Raw genomic sequence first — 16,421 nt, forward strand, 5'->3', positions numbered from 1 at the left:
CAATCCGCAAAAAGATGAAGAGAGCGTCCTGGAGCAAGGATGCCCTCTTCAATCTCTTTACTCATGTGCGATAGCCCTGCCTCTGCGGGGGAGGGTGCCCCGCGAATGCGGGGCGGGAGAGGGGACGCCGCTTCCGGAGAGGTCGCGACCATGATGACGTGCGCCACGTCCTTCAACGTCGCGCTGCCCCTCTCCCGTCCGGCTCCGCCGGGCACCCTCCCCCGCAGAGGGGGGAGGGGTCAGGAGCGGCACTTCACCCCGCCTCGCCCCGAAACACCGCCTCCATCTCGCGCCGGAACCGGATCGCCGGGTCGTCGGCCGAGAACGCGACGTCGTCCCACGCCACCGGCCGGCCGGCGGCGACCGGGCGGGTGAGGGTGAGACCGTGGGCAAGCCCGATCGGCAGGCCGCCGGCCTTCAGCGAATCGGCTGCCGGCATCAGCTTGCCGTAGACGGTGTAGCCCCCCTCCCCGTCCAGGCGCTCGCCGGCCTTCAGGTCGCGCTTGGCCGTCGCCACCACGTCGCCGGAGAAGCCTTGTGTCGTGCCGGTGGGTTCGCCCCGCACGGCGATGCTGGCGACCGAGAGCCCGAGTTCGAGCCCGATCAGGTGGTAGGGCTTGTACATGGCGCTGTAGCGCCCGCTCGGGTCGGTCTTCAGGCCGTACTCCGAGAAGCACTTGCGGACGTAGTCGGAGGGCGCCTCGAAGGTGGCGTAGACGCCCCAGCGCAGGTCGCGAAACACCGGGCGGCCGTCGCGTTCGAGCGACGACACCACCTCGACCGTGCCGTCGACCGGCAGGATGCCGCCGGCGGATTCCGGACGCAGCAGGGTCGGCAGGTCGTCGACGCCGCAAGCCGGGAAGGCGAGGCCGGTGGGCGGCGGGGTCAGGTCGCAGGCATTGGCCACCGCCGCCATCTCCAGCGCCGATTTGGTGCCGTCGAGGAAGGAGTTGAACATCTGCGGGTTGAAGTCGCCGCCGGCGACCTGCTCCTCCGAGAAGCCGTAATGGCCCCAGACCGTGTCGGGGGTCGAGGCGTGGTAGACCGGCAGGTACTTCGTGCCCTTGCCGGCGCAGACCACCCGGAAGCCTGCCGTGCGGGCCCAGTCGACGATCTCGGCGATCAGCGCCGGCTGGTCGCCGTAGGCGAAGGAATAGACGATGCCGGCCTCCGCCGCCCGACGGGCGATCAGGGGCCCTGCGAGCGCGTCGGCCTCGACATTGACCATCACGATGTGGCGCCGGTGCCGGCAGCAGGCGAGCGCGTGGCGGATGCCGGCGCCCGGATGGCCGGTCGCCTCGACGATCACCTCGATCCCGTCGGCCGCGATCAGGCCCTCGGCATCGTCGGTGAGGAAGGTGGTGCCGTCTCGCATCGCCTCGGCGACGCTTCTGGCGTCCGAGCGCTCCGCCGGCCAGCCGACCCGGGCGAGCGCCGCCTTCGCCCGCTGCGGGTCGAGATCGGCGATGCCGACGACGTGCAGGCCCGGCGTGCGCGGCGCCTGCGACAGGAACATCGAGCCGAACTTGCCGGCCCCGATCACCCCGATCCGCACCGGATGACCGGCCTCCGCCCGCGCGGCGAGCTTGTGGTACAGGCTCATGTCCCCTCCCTGGGCGGCCTTTAAGGCCGCCTGACCGATCGCTCGGCGCTCAGCAGGCGCCGTTGCGGGAACCGTCGGGGATCGGCAACGTCAGGTCAACCGGCGCCGGGTGCGGGCCGGGATGGGGGGAGAGGCATGACATTCACGTTCGCGCGGCTGACCCCGGAACTCCTGATCACCGATCTCGCGGCCAGCCTGCATTTCTGGGTCGACCTGATCGGCTTCCGGGTCGCCTACGACCGGCCCGAGGACGGCTTCGCCTATCTCGATCTCGACGGGGCGCAGGTGATGCTGGAGGCGCGCAACCCCGCCTCGCGGCAGTGGCTCACCGGCCCGCTGGAGGTGCCGCTCGGCCGGGGCATCAACGTCGAGATCGGCGTACCGGCGGTGGAGCCGATCCTGAGCCGGCTGGAGCAGGCGGGATGGCCGCTCTACATGGCGGTCGAGGACAAGTGGTACCGGGCCGGCGATGTCGAGGTCGGGCAGCGCCAGTTCCTGGTGCAGGATCCGGACGGCTACCTGCTGCGCCCCGCCGCGAGCCTGGGGCGGCGGCCGGTGGCCCGAGGCCAAATCGGGCAGGGCTGAGCATGACGATCACGCTGACGCGCGCGACGCTGGTTCCGGAACTCGTGGTCACCGACCTTGCGGCAAGCCTGCGGTTCTGGGTCGATCTGATCGGTTTCCGGATCGCCTATGACCGGCCGGAGAACAACTTCGCCTATCTCGACCTCGACGGCTCGCAGGTGATGCTGGACCAGTATAATCCGTCCGACAGACGCTGGCGGACCGGCCCGATGGAACGGCCTTTCGGCCGCGGCATCAATTTCCAGATCGAGGTCGCAGCGGTGGAGCCGGTCCTGGACCGGCTGGAGGCGGCCGGGTGGCCGCTGTTCATGGCGGTCGAGGATGCGTGGTACCGCGCCGGCACCATCGAGGTCGGGCAGCGCCAGTTCCTGGTGCAGGATCCGGACGGTTACCTGCTGCGGCTCGGAGCGAAGCTGGGGGAGCGGCCAGTGATGCCGGCAGAGACGCACGGGATTTCTCAACGACCGGGCTGACGCCGTTCACAACCCACGGAGTCATTCCCGGCTCCGCTGCACGATCCTGGAATGACTCGGCGGGTATCAGAGCCTGTTCGACCAATCAACGCCCATTCATCCCACCCATAACCTCATCCTGAGGTGTTAGTCGATTGAAAATCGACTGACCTCGAAGGAGGCCTCCAGATCCCACCGAGATCTCTGGAGGCCTCCTTCAGTCGCACCTCAGGATGAGGTCGCGAATGGGGCAGAAAATTTCTTTGTGGTGCTATCCTCGCACATCAAACAGGCTTTCAGATCTGCCGCGAGAGACGAAGCGACACCGACCGAAAGTCCCTCAGATCTCGATCTCAGTCCCCACCTCCACCACCTGCCGGGTCGGCACGCAGAAGAAGGCGCCGGTGCGCTCGCCGTTGCGCATCATGAAGGCGAACAGGGTCTCGCGCCACGTCGCCATGCCCCGGCGGTTGCGCTTGGGGATGACAGTCTCGTGGCCGACGAAGACCGTGACGTCCTCGACGAAATCCGCCGGCAGGCCGCGATGCGCCACCGCGCAGGCCAGGCCCTCGGGAATCGAGGCCTCCTCCATGAAGCCGTAGCGCAGGGTTACCCGGTAGAGGTCGGGGGCGATTTGCGTCACCTCGGCGCGCTCGGAGGCCGGCACCACCGGCAGTTCCTCGTAGAGGGCGGTGACGATGGTGCAGCGCTCCGGCAGGGCGTGGCTGCGCTCCAGGAAACGGGTCATATGGAGCGGGATGCCCTTGGTGGCCGCCGACAGGAACGCCGCCGCGCCGGGCAGGCGGATCGGCGGGTCGTCGCGCAAGGAGGCCAGGAACACGGCCTCGTCCTGGCGGGCACCGACCCGGTAGGCCTCGATCAGCCGGGTGCCCTGGAGCCAGGTCAGCATCGTCGTGGCGACGATGGCGGTAAGGACCAGGGGGTACCAGCCGCCCTCGAACACCTTCACGCTGTTGGCAGACAGGAACACGAGGTCGATGACCAGGAACAGGCCGTTGACCGCGAGGACGAGGATCAGGTTGTAGCCCCAGCGCCGGGCGATCAGCCCGGCGAGCAGCGTCGTGATCGCCATCAGCAGCGAGACCGCGATGCCGTAGGCGCCGGCGAGCGCGTCCGAGGTCTCGAAGATCAGGACGGCGCTCAAGGTCGCGGCGGCGAGCAGCCAGTTGACGATCGGCACGTAGATCTGGCCGCGCTCGTCGCGCGCGGTGTGGATGATGCGGATATAGGGCAGGAAGCCGAGCTGGACCGCCTGCTGGGTCAGCGAGAACACGCCGGAGATGATCGCCTGCGAGGCGATGACGGTGGCGAGGGTGGCGAGCCCGATCAGGGGATAATGCGCCCAGTCGGGGCTGAGGCGGTAGAACGGGTTCTCGATCGCATCGGGCTCGGCGAGCAGCACCGCGCCCTGCCCGAAATAGTTGATGATCAGCGCCGGCAACACCAGGGCGAACCAGGCGAGCCGGATCGGCCGGGCGCCGAAATGGCCGAGATCGGCGTACATCGCCTCGCCGCCGGTCACCGCCAGGAAGGCGGCGCCGAGCATCGCGAAGCTGACGCCAAAGCCGGCATGGGTGAGGAAGTCGACCGCCTTCAGCGGGTTGAGGGCGGACAGGATCTGCGGCGACTGGAAGATGCCCCCTAAGCCCAGCAGCGCCAGGACGCAGAACCAGACCAGCATCACCGGTCCGAAGATCCGCCCGATGAAGGCCGCGCCCTTGCTCTGGATCAGGAACAGCCCGACCAGGATGACGAGGGTGATCGGCAGTACCGCGCGGGCGAGGCTGGGCGCCTCGACCTTCAGGCCCTCGACGGCGCTGAGCACCGAGATCGCCGGGGTGATCGCCCCGTCGCCGTAGAGGAGCGCGGCGCCGACGAGGCCGACGATGAGGAGGAGGCCGGCCCAGCTGCGCGGCTCGGCGTGGCGGGCGCCGAGCAGGGCCAGCATCGCCACGATGCCGCCCTCGCCGTGGTTGTCGGCGCGCAGGATCAGCACCGCGTATTTGAGCGAGACCACGACGATGAGCGCCCACAGGATCAGCGACACCGCGCCGATCACCGCGGCCGGTTCGGCCTGGCCGTGGCCGGCCGCCCGCACCGCCTCCTTGAAGGCGTAGAGCGGGCTCGTGCCGATATCGCCGTAGACGACCCCGAGGGCGCCGAGCAGCAGGGCGGGCTTCAGCCGCCGCGTCTCATGGGTCGGCGTCGTCTTGGCAGGCGCTTTCTCGGCCGACGCCGCGTTCGACGAGGTCTCGTCCTCCGTGCCGATGAGCTGGCCCACGGGTCGCCTCCGCCGGCATGCCCGGGCGCTCAAGGCCCCGCTGCCGCGTCAAGGAACGCGGAGTTCGGCGTCGGGCTCCGTCCGGTCATGGCCTAGGGCGAAGAAGCTATGCCCTGGCGGTACTACTGCCGCACGGTCGACAGCATCGAGAAGCGCGGTGCGATCATAGACCGAGGGCGACGCGCAGGACGGCTCGGGTCATTGATTGGGCTTCGGCCAGCAAATGCCTGTTATGCTCCCTGACGAGAAGCTGGCGCATAAGATTGGACGCGAACGTCGGACTCATCGCATCGGCGACAGCCAGCGCGTCGACGCATCGATCCATTCCGCATGCTCGCAATGCACCAACCACCTGATCCTGGCCGCAAGCTTGGACGACAGCCGCGATATCGAACATGTCGCGAGGCTGAAGCCGCGACCCACGGTAATGGATCTTTTTAGCAATGATCTCTGCAGGAGTTTCAAGGCTGACCTGCCGACCGTCAACCTCAGATATGTATGCCGGATTCTCGGTCAGAGATCCACAACAGATAAAATCGATTTCGCCAATATTTTCGAAAAACATCTTTATGACATGACTGCCATCGGTTTGATATTCATCAGGGAATTTATCAATCTGGTAATTTTGTGTCGTCGGATTCAGGAATGGCAGCAATTGTGGATCGTCAAGAAATAGATCGATATCATGACTTTCGCGATGATCGATCTGCAACATCAGGGCCGTCCACCTCCGAATGTCCAATCGAAGTCGTAGGTTGCTCCTTTGGCCTGCTCGATGATGCTCAGCGCCAAAGCAAACAGGCGCGACCATTGGCTATGACGCGGCGCAGGCACGACCTCACGCCGCCAGAGGCAAGGGATAACCGGCTTTTTCCGCGAACCGGGTCGCGATGGCCCGCACCTGAGCGGCATCAAGACCCATCACCCCGATGAACTGCCTCTGCAGATCCTCGCTTACGTCCGACAAGAACGCGAAGACCGAGGCATCATCGGCACTGACGCTGGCCGGATCCACGATCTTGGCGGCGAGCTGTCGTGCCGACAGGTTCGCCCCATAGGGAGCGTTCACCGTCGAGAGCACCTTCGTCGCCACACCGGCCATGACAGCCCCTCAGGCAGCCGAACACACGCATCAGTGAATTAGTCGCTCCCGATCTCTTGGACAAGCGCGGACCTGCGGCCGGTCCGGCACCGGAAGACATTGCAACGCGGAATTTCCCGCGGGACCCACCCGCCCCACGAACGTTGTCCCGCCGACCAGGAACGAACAGAGGAACCGGACATGACGGAGACCGTGCTGATCGTCGGCGCGAGCGGGATCGTCGGCAGCGCCGCGGCGGCGGTGATGGGGGAGGCCGGCTGGCGCGTGCTCGGGCTCGCCCGCAATCCGCCGGCTCAGGATGGCGTGGTGCCGGTCGCGGCCGACCTCCAGGACCCCGACAGCCTGAAACAGGCCCTCGCGCCGCACCGGCCGACCCGGGTGGTGCTCTCGACCTGGATGCGCCGGCCGACCGAGGCCGAGATGATCCGGGTCAACGGCGCGATGGTGAAGAACCTCCTCGACGCCCTGCAACCGGCCGGCAGCGTGCGCCACGTCGCCCTGGTGACGGGGTTGAAGCACTATCTCGGCCCGTTCGAGGCCTACGGGAAGGGCGCGGTGCCCCAGACCCCGTTCCGCGAGGAGCAGGGCCGGCTGCCGGTCGAGAACTTCTACTACGCGCAGGAAGACGAGGTCTTCGCCGCGGCCAAGCGCGACGGCTTCTCGTGGAGCGTGCACCGCCCGCACACGATCATCGGCAAGGCGGTCGGCAACGCGATGAACATGGGCACCACGCTCGCGGTCTACGCCACGCTCTGCCGCGAGACCGGCCGGCCGTTCCGCTTCCCCGGCTCGGCCATGCAGTGGAACGGGCTCACCGACATGACCGACGCGCGGCTCCTCGCCCGCCAATTGCTCTGGGCCTCGACCGCGCCCCAGGCCGAGAACCAGGATTTCAACGTGGTGAACGGCGACGTCTTCCGCTGGAGTTGGATGTGGGGCCGCATCGCCGCCTGGTTCGGGATCGAGCCGGCGCCCTTCGACGGCAATGTGCAGCCGCTGGAGCAGCAGATGGCCGGCGACGCCCCCCTCTGGGCCGAGATCGCCAGGAAGCATGGCCTCGCCGAGCCGGACCTCGACCGTCTCGCCTCGCCTTGGCACACCGATGCCGATCTCGGCCGGCCGATCGAGGTCGTCACCGACATGAGCAAGAGCCGCCGCCTCGGCTTCCTCGACTACCAGCCCACCGACGACGCCTTCTTCGACCTGTTCGGGCGCCTGCGCGCCGACCGGCTGATTCCCTGACAGGGTCCGGCGCCCCCCCCGGCGCCGGGCCGTCAGCAGCAGAATACGTTGTATCAACCATAGGTTGTGGAAATATAGTAGGAATTGCTTCAGAACCTCTCGGTACCGTGGCTCTGACAAGGAGACACGAGAGAATGTCCATCAGGGCGCGCGTATTCGGGGGGTTCGGCCTCATCCTCCTGCTGACGGTCGCGGTTGCGGCGATCGGCTGGCACAGCCTGACGGGCTTCGCCCGGCGGGTCGACACGGCCAACGCGGCGCAGCTCCTGGCCGGCGAGATCGGGGAACTCGCGCTCGCCACCGACCGCGCCCTCAAGAGCGACGATGCGCGCCGGGACGACGCGCTCAAGGCGGCGATCGGCCGGGTGCGGACGAGCGTCGGCGCCTTCTCGGGCCGCCTCGCGGACGACCCGACGGCGGCGGCCGCCGCCGCCGGGATCGGCAGCGCCCTCGACGGGTTCGAGGCCGCCGTGAAGGCTTTTGGCGCGCAGAAGAGCGAGAAGAGCTCGCTCCAGGACCGCCACGCCGCCCTGATCACCGAACTGCAAACGACCGTCGCCGGCATCGGCACGGCGCAGGAGGCCCAGCTTGCGGAGGCCGGCAAGGCCCTGGAGCGCGCGCTGGCCGACCAGAAGAGCGCCACCAGCACCGGGGTCGTGGTCGCCTTCGCGATCCGCTCGGCGCTCGAGATGCAGGTGCTGCAGGTCGGCTACCTCGCGGGCGACGGCGATGACGGGAAGCTCGAGATCCAGTCGAAGGTGAACTCGGTCGCGGTGCTGCTCCGCCGCCTCGGCGCCATGACCTCGACAGACGCCGTCGAGCCGGCGCTGAAGGCCCTCGACGCGTATCACGCCAAGCTCGACGACCCGATGGGGCCGGGGGGCAAGGCGGAGCGGTCGGAGGAGCTCGCGCCGCTGTTCGGCGGTCTGATCGTCGGCCTGCGCCAGATCGAGCAGGCGCAGAACAACGCCCAGACCGCCGCCCAGGTGACCCTGCGCCAGCAGCAGGACAAGGTTGCCTCCGGCACGAGCCTGCTCGTCGCCAGCGGCAAGGCGATCACGGCCGCCAAGGAGGCCGAGCGACTGGAGCAGCGCCTGATCCTCGCCCGCGACGCCGAGGCCGCCAAGGCCCTCGACGAGACCGCCGCCGCGCTGATCGACCAGGCCGAGACGATCCAGTACGGCGACATCGACACCGCCGCCCAGGCGGTCCTGCGCGACCTCGGCGCCAAGGTGCGGGCGTTCAAGGACAGCATCCCGGAAATCGTCAAGGCCAACGAGGCGCAAGCAAAAATCTTCGCCGATCTCGACCGGCGCGCGGCCGAGCTGGTCTCGGCGGCGCAGGGCATCGGTGCGAGCGAGCTCGCCCAGCTCGCTGCCGAGCGCGACCGGGCTCTGTGGCTGCTCGCCGGCGGCGTCGGCCTCGCCTGCGCCATCGGGGCGGCGCTCGCCCTCCTGATCGGGCGCGGCATCACCCGGCCGATCGACCAGCTGTCGGGCGCCATGCGGGCGCTGGCCGGCGGCGACCTCGGTACGCAGGTGCCGGCGCAAGGCCGCCGCGACGAGATCGGCGCGATGGCCGGCACCGTGCGGGTGTTCCGCGAGGCGCTCATCGCCAAGGACGAGGCCGACCGGACGGCGGCCGCCGAGGCCGCCGCCAAGGCCGAGCGGGCCGAGCGCCTCGACGCCGTCACCCGCTCCTTCGAGGCCAACGTGGTGGCGATGACCGAGACCCTGGGTGAGGCCGCCACCGGCATGGAGGCGACGGCGCGGGCCATGACCCAGGCTGCCGAGACCACCAACGGCCGCTCGGTCGAGGTGGCGGGCGCCGCCGAGCAGACACTCGCCAACGTCCAGATGGTGGCGGCGGCGAGCGAGGAGCTCTCTGTGTCGATCGGCGGCATCGCCGCCCAGGTGGCGCAATCCTCGGACATCGCCCGCGACGCGGTCGACCAGGCGCGCCGCACCGACGAGACGGTGCAGCGCCTGGTGAAGTCCGCCGACCAGATCGGCGACATCGTGGCGCTGATCTCCTCGATCGCCTCCCAGACCAACCTGCTCGCCCTCAACGCCACGATCGAGGCGGCCCGGGCCGGCGAGGCGGGCCGCGGCTTCGCGGTGGTCGCCGCCGAGGTCAAGGACCTGGCGAGCCAGACCAGCCGCGCCACCGCCGAGATCGCCCAGCAGATCGGCCACATCCAGGAGACCACCGGCGGCGTCGTGCAGGCGATCCGGGACATCTCCGGGGTGATCGAGCGGATGTCGGAGATCGCCGAGGGCGTCGCCGGCGCCGTCGACCAGCAGGGCTCGGCGACCCAGGAGATCGCCCGCAACGTCCAGCACGCGGCGCAAGGCACGCAGGCCGTGACGACCGGCATCGTGGCGGTGCAGCGCGAGGCCGGCAGCACGGGAGCCGCCGCGGCCGAGGTGCTCGGCGCGGCGGACCGGCTCGGGCGCTATGCCGGCGAGCTGGAGCGCGAGGTGGCGGAGTTCTTGAAGGGGGTGAAGGCGGCCTGAGGCCGGGCCTTCAGACTGGATGGAACGGGGGGATGCAGGCTGCGCCTGCATCCCCCTTTCTCATTGTGGGGGCCCGCCCGCCTTCGGCGCCGTCCAGACGACGTCGCCGTCAACGGCGTAGGGGCGGCAGGCCGGATCCTTGGCGCGGCACTCGGCGAGGAGCGCCGGGAGCGGATCGATTCCGGAATTGGCGGAGCCCCAGGACCCGTTCGGCGCGAGCACGAAGGCGCGGGGACGGCGCATGGCCAGGAACCGGCGGTACCCGGCGCGGCCGGCCTCGTCGAGGTGAGGCACGGCGGCGACATCGTCGATCGTCGCGAACCCGCTCGGCGGCGGCACCGGCGAGGGGCGGGTCCAGACCACGTCGCCGTTCACCGCGTAGACCTTGCAGTCCTCGTTCTGCGCGCGGCACTGATCCAGGATCTGCGCCAGGGGATCGAATCCACCGGAGCTCTCGGTCGCGAACCGCCCCGGTGCGATCACGAAGACGCGGGGATAGGGTCGCTTCAGGAACTCCCGGTAGGCGTCGCGGTTCGCGACCGGCAGGTGCGGGACGGCCTCGACGTCGTCGATCGCCGCGTAGCCGCTGGGCGGCGGCGGAGCCATCGGCATGTATTCCGGATGCGTCACGGCGGCCGGCAGGCCGAGCCCGGCCAGGAACGCGTCGAGGCGTGGCGCGTAGAGCCGCAGGCCGTCGGGAGAGGTGAGCAGTTTGTGCGAATCGTCCTGGAAGCGGCCATACGCGACGACCTCGGACGGCGCCCCCCCGGCCGCGTAGGCCGCCCGCATCGCCCGCCAGGTCGCCGCGGAGAAATAGCGGTCGTTGTCGCCGTAGATCCAGAGCGAGGGCGCGCGGCTGCGCGCGCCGAAGCTGCGCATGGCCTCGATCAGCAGCGGTTCCCAGGTCCGGCAATTCGACGATGCGAGGCCGCCGTGAAAATTGACCACGGCCCGGATGCGCGGGTCTCCACGGGCGCCGGTGGCGAGGGCGTTGAAGCCGCCGAAGCTCGCCCCCGCCACGACGGTGCGGCGCGTGTCGAGCGCCGGATCGCGGGCGAGGGCGTCGAGGACGGTCAGGATGTCGGCGGCGTTCTCGGCCCCGTGCGCGGCGAGCGCGCCGGGCGCGCAACCCGCGCCCATCGCCTTGCCGCCGGACCGGCCGTAGCCGCGCATCAGCGGTGTCGCCACGGCGTAGCCGCGCGACAGGAAGTAGTAGGTCGCCACGGTGTCGACCCCGTCCCGCATGCCGAGGCGGGCCGAGGCATCGGCGGAGCCGTGGTTCATGACGACGAGGGGAAACGGGCCGGGGCCGGGCGGGATCGTCAGGATGACGTCCAACTCGACCGGCCGGGCCGGATCGCCGGGGAGCATCAGATCGCGCCGCCGGACCGGCGCCGCGGGCCGCGTCCCGTCGGCTTCGCGCGGTTCAGCTGCCTTCACCGGGCCCGCAGCCCATGTCGGTTCCGGCCATGTCCCGGCACCGGCGATCGCGAGGGCGGCGCAGAGGGCGAGACGCAGCAGCATGGGGCGGACTTTCGCGCGGGCGCGTCCCACGTCGCGGGACGGCCGCACCCGTCTACCGCAAGATCCGCCGAGTGCCATCGATCCAAGGTTGCAACCTGGACTCCAGCGGCTACGTCCCGACCCGCACCGTCAGCACCCCCAACTCTCCCAATTCCGCCCGCACCACGTCCCCCGGCTCGATCGGCAACGGCACCGCGGTGGTGCCGGTGGTGACGACCTGCCCGGCGCGCAGGGTGATGCCCTGCCCCGACAAGGCGTTGGCGAGCCAGGTCAGCGCGAGGCGCGGGTCGTCGAGGGCGTTGCCGCCGCGGCCCTCATGGGGCGCCGCCCGCCCCTCGGCAGCAATCCGCGTCGGCATGGCGGCGAGGTCGAGGGTCTGCCAGCCCTCGGGCGCAGGTGGGCCGAGGACGAAGAGGTGGGCGCAGGCATTGTCGGCGATCAAGGCCGCCTCCCCTGCCCTCTCGAAGGCCGCGAGCCGCGAATCCGGGAACTCGATCGCCGGATGGGCGCCGGCCACCGCCGCCATCACCTCGTCGACGGTGTAGGGCTCCGGCCTGGGCGGCAGGTCGGATCCCATCCGGAAGGCCACCTCGGGCTCGGCCACCCGCATCTGGTTGCCGGTGAGCGGCACCACCGCGTCCGCGCTCAGGACCTGCTCGGCGAGGAGCCGCCCGGCGAGCGGCCCGTCGGCGCCGATATGGCGCTGGCCGGCGAGGCTCGTCGCGGCGATCTTCCAGCCGTAGAGGGGTTCAGCGCTGCGCGGCTCCAGGAGCGCCTGGATCCGGTACGCCTCCCCGCGATCGGCCGGCGCGAGGTCCGGCGGGATCGCATCAAGCAACCGGCCCTCGCGCCAGTGGCGCCAGAGCAGGTCGGACGTCGCTTGAAGCGTCACGCCACCCTCCCGGTCAGGCCGCCATCGACGGGGAGCGCCACGCCGGTGATGTAGGCGGCCTCGTCGGAGGCCAGGAAGAGCGCCGCGTTGGCGACGTCCCAGGCGGTGCCCATCCGGCCCATCGGGCAGGCGGCGTCGCGGGCGCGCACCATCGCCTCCGGATCCTGGTACTGGCCGGAGATCTGCTGGTGGATCAGCGGCGTGTTCATCAGCCCGGGCATGATCGCGTTCACCCGGATCCCGTCCTTCGCGTATTGCAGCGCCAATCCGAGCGTGAAGTTGTTCACCGCGGCCTTCGCGGCATAGTACGCCGCGTACGGGTAGCCGGTGTAGCGGATCGCCGCCGCCGACGAGATGTTGACGATGCTGCCCGCGCTCTGCGCCAGCATGTGCGGCAGCACGTGCTTGCAGGTGAGGAAGCAAGTGGTCAGGTTGAGGTCGAGGGTGCGATGCCAGTCGGCCTCGCTCAATTCGACCGGGCCGCCCATCTGCGCGTAGCCGACATTGTTGTGCAGCACGTCGATGCGCCCTTGCGCCGCCATCACCTCGGCGACGAGGGCCGCGACCGCCGCCGAGTCGGTGGCGTCGCAAGACGCGGCCGTGGCGGCGCCGTCCTCGCGCCGGATGATCTCGGCGGTTTCTTCGGCCGCCTCGCGGCGCACGTCGACGCAGACCACCCGGGCGCCGTGGCGCGCGAAGGTCACCGCCGCGGCCTTGCCGTTGCCCCAGCCCGGCCCCGCCGAGCCGGCGCCGAACAGCAGAGCCACCTTGCCCTCGAGCCGTCGCGAGCCCGGGGCGCTCCCGCCCTCCGCCATGTCGTCCTCCCTTACGGCTCCCTGAGGGGGCCATGTTGTCCTCGCGCCTGTCGGCGCGTTGGCTTCTTGCTTGTTCCGCGCCTGTCGGCGCGCTGCCCGGCAGCCTATAGAGATCGGAGACCGGCCGCAAAGCGAAGACGGCCGCGAGAGGAGACGCCATGCCGACCCGCATCATCGCCGAGACCCCGCCCCGCCTGCCCGCCGACCTGATCAAGCGGTTCGCCGCCGTGCCGGTGGCGGTGGTGGTCGATCTGCTGGAGGGCCGCACCCAGGTCGATCCGGCGATCCGGCCGCTGCGGCGCATCGCCGGCGGTCCGAGCCTGCTGGGCAGCGCCGTCACCGCGTCCTGCGACCCGAAGGATTACGGCGCCGTGCACCACGCGATCGCGGTGGCCGAGGCCGGCGACGTGGTGGTGATCGATGCCGGCGGGCGCAGCGACGTCGCGATGATCGGCGACCTGCTCTCGACGGCCGCGCGGCGCAAGGGCATCGTCGGGCTCGTCGCCGACGGGGCGGTGCGCGACACCGGCATCCTCGGCGGCTGGAGCGACTTTGCGGTGTTCACCCGCCACGTCACGGCGCGCGGCCCGGCCTCGAAGGACGGCGGCACGGTCGATGCGCCGGTCACCATCGGCGGCGCCCCAGTGCGCCCGCGCGACCTGATCCTCGGCGACGACGACGGCGTCGTGGTGATCCCGCGCGAGGCGGCGGAAGACCTGATCGCCAGGGCCGAGGAGCGGGCGCGCGCCGAGATCGGCTGGGAGAAGCGGCTCTCGGCCGGGGAGACCACCCTCGCGGTGTTCGGGGTGCCGGACGCGGTCAGGGGCTGAGGCGAGCCCCCCGCTCCTTGGCCTCCTCCGGCGTGACCCGGGGCACCGCGAAGCGGTCCCCGGTGCGGGCGTAGAGGTCGCCGTAGAGCCGGGCGACCGGCAGGAAGGCACCGTCGCGCAGATGGCGCCCGTCCGGGGTGAAGAGATCGTCGCGGGCGTGCAGCGACACCACCTGCCCGAGCACGATCCGGCGCTCGGGCGAGAGATCGATCACCGTGTGGGTGCGGCAGCCGAGGCTCGCCGGCGCCTCGGCGATCCGCCCGGGCCCGACCCCGGTGCAGGGCCGAAGCGTCAGCCCCGCCGCCGGGATCTCGCTCTCGCCGTGCGGGAACTCGGCGCCGCAGATGTTCATCGCCGGGACCATCGCCTCGTCGACGAGGTTGACCACGAACTCGCCCGTCTCGGCGATGTTGCGGGGGGTGTCCTTCAGGGTGCCGTCGGAGCGCAGGTTGAAGCTCAAGGCGACGATCGGCGGCTCCTCGGCGAGCACCTGAAAGAAGCTGATCGGCGCCGCGTTGTCGGTGCCGGCCGCCGAGCGCGTGGTCACGAGGGCGATCGGCCGCGGTGTCACCAGCGCGGTGAGCAGGCGGTAGCGGTCGCGGGGCGGGAGGTCGTCAAAGCGGAGGTCCATGCGCTCATAGCGTCCCGGGATTCGCGCCGTTCGGCAAGGCGCTTTTCGGCAGCAGCATGTGCACGCCCTTGTTGCCGTCCACCGTCTGGGTGATGCGCAGGTTCCCGGCGAGCGAGCACAGCATGTAGGCCTGGTTGCGGGTGAGTGCCGTGCGGGCGCAGACGTGGCGGATCATTTCGCGCACCGCCTGGCGCATCGCCTCGTCGAGGCTCTCGTGCAGGCCGATGGACATCAGGTCGGTCGGGGTCTCGGCGAAGGGCCAGTCGAAGGGCCCGTCATGGGCGAGATCCTTGCGCAATGTCAGCCGGAACGTGCCGGTCAGCCCGGTCTCGAGCGCGGTGATGCAGACCTCGCCGTCGCCCTGCACGCCGTGGCCGTCGCCGGCATAGAAGCCCGCGCCCTCGGCGAGGACCGGCAGGTAGAGGGTGGTGCCGGCTTTCAGCTCCTTGTTGTCCATGTTGCCGCCGAAGCGGCGCGGCACCGGCGAGGTGACCTTGCCCCAGGCCGGCGGCGGCGAGGTGGCGAGGATGCCGAAGAACGGGTCGAGCGGCAGCTCCGTGCCCCAGGGCAGCACGGCGACGCCGCGCTCCGCATCGATGTCCGGGTGGATGGTCTCGTAATCCGTAAACTCGTCCGGCAGGGTGCCGAGGAGCGGCAGGATCGCCACGAACCCCCAATCCATCCGGAACTTGAGGTCGAGGATGTCGACCTGCAGCACGTCGCCCGGCACCGCGCCGCGGACATGGACCGGCCCGGTAACGAAGTGCGGGCCGAGACCCGGCGAGAGCGCGTCGAGGGCGGCGAGGTAATCGGCCGGGTGGCGGGCGGGATCGGGATGGAGCGAGGCCCGCCCGCCGGCCGGATGGGAGTGCAGCGTGACGGTGTCGCCGGATTCGACCGTCAGCACCGGCGGCAGGGCGGCGTCGAAGTAGCCCAGCACCATCGTGGCGGGCGTGGCGGGAATCTCGTGGTGCGTCGGCATGGATCCTCCCGGGGTGTTAGCCCCTCACGTCCTGCAAGAGCCGAGCCGATACGGGAGACAGCGGCCCGCGCCCGGCGCATGATGCCGTCAAAATAACGGGAGGTACGCGATGGCGGAGATCTGGATCGAGGCGGCCCTGAACGGGCCGTGGGGGCGCGAGCGCCAGCCCGGCATCCCGATCACGGTCGACGAGGTGGTGGCCGACGGGCTCGCGGCCGCCGAGGCCGGGGCGGCGATCGTCCACGTTCACGCCTACGATCCCGAGACCGGGCGCCAGAACGACGCCTGGGAGACCTATGCCCGCATCATCGAGGGCATCCGCGCGAAGGCCGACGTGATCGTCTACCCGACGATCCCGCTCGCCGGCTCGGATTACGCCGCGAGCGCGGCTAAGCGCTACGCCCATACCGAGGAGCTGGCCCGGCGCGGCCTGATCGAGTGGGCGGTGTGCGACCCCGGCTCGACCACCTTCCTGCGCTACGACGAGGTCTCGGACGAGGCGAGCGGCTTCCTCTACCAGAACCCGATGGCCGACATCCGCGAGGGCCTGCGCATCGCCCGCACCCACCGGATCCGGCCGGGCTACGCCATCTACGAGCCGGGCTTCACGCGGCTGGGCGCGGCCCTGGCCGCCCAGGAGCCGCGCCCGCCGGTGCCGGTCTACCGCTTCATGTTCTCCGACGAGTTCGCCTGGGGCTTCCCGCCGCGGGAGGCCTACCTCGCCGCGCATCTGGCGCTGCTGGCCGAGTGCGCGCCCGGCGCGCCCTGGATGGTGGCCGGCCTCGGCGTCGACATCCTGCCGCTGGTGCCGGCGGCGGTGGCGCGCGGCGGTCACGTCCGCGTCGGGCTGGAGGACGCGCCGTGGGGGAGCGGGAAGAGCAACCGGGCCTGGGTTGAGGCGGCGCGGCGGGCGATCGAGGCGGCCGGGGGACAAGTGGTGGGGGC

At 70.4% G+C, this 16,421-nt stretch carries 15 protein-coding genes; 6 read left to right on the forward strand and 9 right to left on the reverse strand.

Going from position 1 to position 16,421, the window contains the following annotated elements:
- Positions 1 to 253: 253 nt before the first annotated feature.
- Complete coding sequence (locus tag ABZT49_RS10880) at positions 254 to 1,603, reverse strand: SAF domain-containing protein (protein WP_355286090.1); 1,350 nt, start codon at positions 1,601 to 1,603, stop codon at positions 254 to 256.
- A gap of 135 nt (positions 1,604 to 1,738) precedes the next feature.
- Here ABZT49_RS10880 and ABZT49_RS10885 point away from each other — a divergent pair, with 135 nt between their 5' ends.
- Both ABZT49_RS10885 and ABZT49_RS10890 read left to right on the forward strand, forming a co-directional pair.
- Positions 1,739 to 2,188 carry a VOC family protein gene (locus tag ABZT49_RS10885; protein WP_355286091.1) on the forward strand — a complete coding sequence of 150 codons (450 nt, stop codon included), beginning with the start codon at positions 1,739 to 1,741 and terminating at the stop codon, positions 2,186 to 2,188.
- 2 nt (positions 2,189 to 2,190) lie between these two features.
- Positions 2,191 to 2,661, forward strand: a complete 471-nt coding sequence (locus ABZT49_RS10890; protein WP_355286092.1) for a VOC family protein — start codon at positions 2,191 to 2,193, stop codon at positions 2,659 to 2,661.
- Positions 2,662 to 2,980: 319 nt separating this feature from the next.
- Here the strand turns inward: ABZT49_RS10890 and ABZT49_RS10895 are convergent, their stop codons facing one another.
- From ABZT49_RS10895 to ABZT49_RS10905, 3 genes are all read right to left on the reverse strand, one after another.
- Positions 2,981 to 4,831: a KUP/HAK/KT family potassium transporter gene (locus ABZT49_RS10895; protein ID WP_355286104.1), complete on the reverse strand. Its 1,851-nt coding sequence runs from the start codon at positions 4,829 to 4,831 to the stop codon at positions 2,981 to 2,983.
- Between the two features lie 274 nt (positions 4,832 to 5,105).
- Complete coding sequence (locus ABZT49_RS10900) at positions 5,106 to 5,657, reverse strand: nucleotidyl transferase AbiEii/AbiGii toxin family protein (protein WP_355286093.1); 552 nt, start codon at positions 5,655 to 5,657, stop codon at positions 5,106 to 5,108.
- Positions 5,658 to 5,780: 123 nt separating this feature from the next.
- A complete protein-coding gene (locus tag ABZT49_RS10905; protein WP_355286094.1) occupies positions 5,781 to 6,044 on the reverse strand; it encodes a hypothetical protein in 264 nt (87 codons plus the stop codon).
- 180 nt (positions 6,045 to 6,224) lie between these two features.
- On the opposite strand from ABZT49_RS10905, the gene ABZT49_RS10910 reads away from it, so the two are divergent.
- Together ABZT49_RS10910 and ABZT49_RS10915 are read left to right on the forward strand one after the other, a co-directional pair.
- Positions 6,225 to 7,286 (forward strand): SDR family oxidoreductase, encoded by a 1,062-nt coding sequence (locus ABZT49_RS10910; RefSeq protein ID WP_355286095.1) that lies wholly within the window; start codon positions 6,225 to 6,227, stop codon positions 7,284 to 7,286.
- Positions 7,287 to 7,420: 134 nt separating this feature from the next.
- Positions 7,421 to 9,802: a HAMP domain-containing methyl-accepting chemotaxis protein gene (locus tag ABZT49_RS10915; RefSeq protein WP_355286096.1), complete on the forward strand. Its 2,382-nt coding sequence runs from the start codon at positions 7,421 to 7,423 to the stop codon at positions 9,800 to 9,802.
- A gap of 60 nt (positions 9,803 to 9,862) precedes the next feature.
- Here ABZT49_RS10915 and ABZT49_RS10920 read toward each other — a convergent pair whose 3' ends face one another.
- From ABZT49_RS10920 to ABZT49_RS10930, 3 genes are all read right to left on the reverse strand, one after another.
- A complete protein-coding gene (locus ABZT49_RS10920; RefSeq protein WP_355286097.1) occupies positions 9,863 to 11,326 on the reverse strand; it encodes a CocE/NonD family hydrolase in 1,464 nt (487 codons plus the stop codon).
- Positions 11,327 to 11,435: 109 nt separating this feature from the next.
- Positions 11,436 to 12,218: a fumarylacetoacetate hydrolase family protein gene (locus ABZT49_RS10925; protein ID WP_355286098.1), complete on the reverse strand. Its 783-nt coding sequence runs from the start codon at positions 12,216 to 12,218 to the stop codon at positions 11,436 to 11,438.
- Complete coding sequence (locus tag ABZT49_RS10930) at positions 12,215 to 13,033, reverse strand: SDR family NAD(P)-dependent oxidoreductase (protein ID WP_355286099.1); 819 nt, start codon at positions 13,031 to 13,033, stop codon at positions 12,215 to 12,217. The genes ABZT49_RS10925 and ABZT49_RS10930 overlap by 4 nt, the downstream gene beginning before the upstream one ends.
- Before the next feature lie 158 nt (positions 13,034 to 13,191).
- Between ABZT49_RS10930 and ABZT49_RS10935 the strand changes: the two genes are divergently transcribed.
- Complete coding sequence (locus tag ABZT49_RS10935; RefSeq protein ID WP_355286100.1) at positions 13,192 to 13,863, forward strand: RraA family protein; 672 nt, start codon at positions 13,192 to 13,194, stop codon at positions 13,861 to 13,863.
- On the opposite strand, the gene ABZT49_RS10940 is transcribed toward ABZT49_RS10935, so the two are convergent.
- Positions 13,853 to 14,494, reverse strand: coding sequence for a flavin reductase family protein (locus ABZT49_RS10940; RefSeq protein ID WP_355286101.1), 642 nt, complete (start codon positions 14,492 to 14,494; stop codon positions 13,853 to 13,855). The two genes, ABZT49_RS10935 and ABZT49_RS10940, sit on opposite strands and share 11 nt — an antisense overlap.
- A gap of 4 nt (positions 14,495 to 14,498) precedes the next feature.
- Positions 14,499 to 15,476: an acetamidase/formamidase family protein gene (locus ABZT49_RS10945; protein ID WP_355286102.1), complete on the reverse strand. Its 978-nt coding sequence runs from the start codon at positions 15,474 to 15,476 to the stop codon at positions 14,499 to 14,501.
- A gap of 109 nt (positions 15,477 to 15,585) precedes the next feature.
- On the opposite strand from ABZT49_RS10945, the gene ABZT49_RS10950 reads away from it, so the two are divergent.
- Positions 15,586 to 16,421, forward strand: an 836-nt coding sequence (locus ABZT49_RS10950) for a 3-keto-5-aminohexanoate cleavage protein (protein ID WP_355286103.1), incomplete at its 3' end; no start/stop codon positions are given.

The sequence above is a fragment of the Methylobacterium sp. EM32 genome, assembly GCF_040593685.1.
Classification (GTDB): domain Bacteria; phylum Pseudomonadota; class Alphaproteobacteria; order Rhizobiales; family Beijerinckiaceae; genus Methylobacterium.

Excerpts from the sequence above, each read along its gene's own strand:
- ABZT49_RS10880 (WP_355286090.1), bottom strand. The coding sequence starts at position 1,603 with ATGAGCCTGTACCACAAGCTCGCCGCGCGGGCGGAGGCCGGTCATCCG.
- ABZT49_RS10930 (WP_355286099.1), bottom strand. The coding sequence starts at position 13,033 with ATGGCGGAGGGCGGGAGCGCCCCGGGCTCGCGACGGCTCGAGGGCAAG.
- ABZT49_RS10900 (WP_355286093.1), bottom strand. The coding sequence starts at position 5,657 with ATGTTGCAGATCGATCATCGCGAAAGTCATGATATCGATCTATTTCTT.
- ABZT49_RS10915 (WP_355286096.1), top strand. The coding sequence starts at position 7,421 with ATGTCCATCAGGGCGCGCGTATTCGGGGGGTTCGGCCTCATCCTCCTG.
- ABZT49_RS10920 (WP_355286097.1), bottom strand. The coding sequence starts at position 11,326 with ATGCTGCTGCGTCTCGCCCTCTGCGCCGCCCTCGCGATCGCCGGTGCC.
- ABZT49_RS10935 (WP_355286100.1), top strand. The coding sequence starts at position 13,192 with ATGCCGACCCGCATCATCGCCGAGACCCCGCCCCGCCTGCCCGCCGAC.
- ABZT49_RS10945 (WP_355286102.1), bottom strand. The coding sequence starts at position 15,476 with ATGCCGACGCACCACGAGATTCCCGCCACGCCCGCCACGATGGTGCTG.
- ABZT49_RS10885 (WP_355286091.1), top strand. The coding sequence starts at position 1,739 with ATGACATTCACGTTCGCGCGGCTGACCCCGGAACTCCTGATCACCGAT.
- ABZT49_RS10910 (WP_355286095.1), top strand. The coding sequence starts at position 6,225 with ATGACGGAGACCGTGCTGATCGTCGGCGCGAGCGGGATCGTCGGCAGC.
- ABZT49_RS10905 (WP_355286094.1), bottom strand. The coding sequence starts at position 6,044 with ATGGCCGGTGTGGCGACGAAGGTGCTCTCGACGGTGAACGCTCCCTAT.
- ABZT49_RS10890 (WP_355286092.1), top strand. The coding sequence starts at position 2,191 with ATGACGATCACGCTGACGCGCGCGACGCTGGTTCCGGAACTCGTGGTC.
- ABZT49_RS10940 (WP_355286101.1), bottom strand. The coding sequence starts at position 14,494 with ATGGACCTCCGCTTTGACGACCTCCCGCCCCGCGACCGCTACCGCCTG.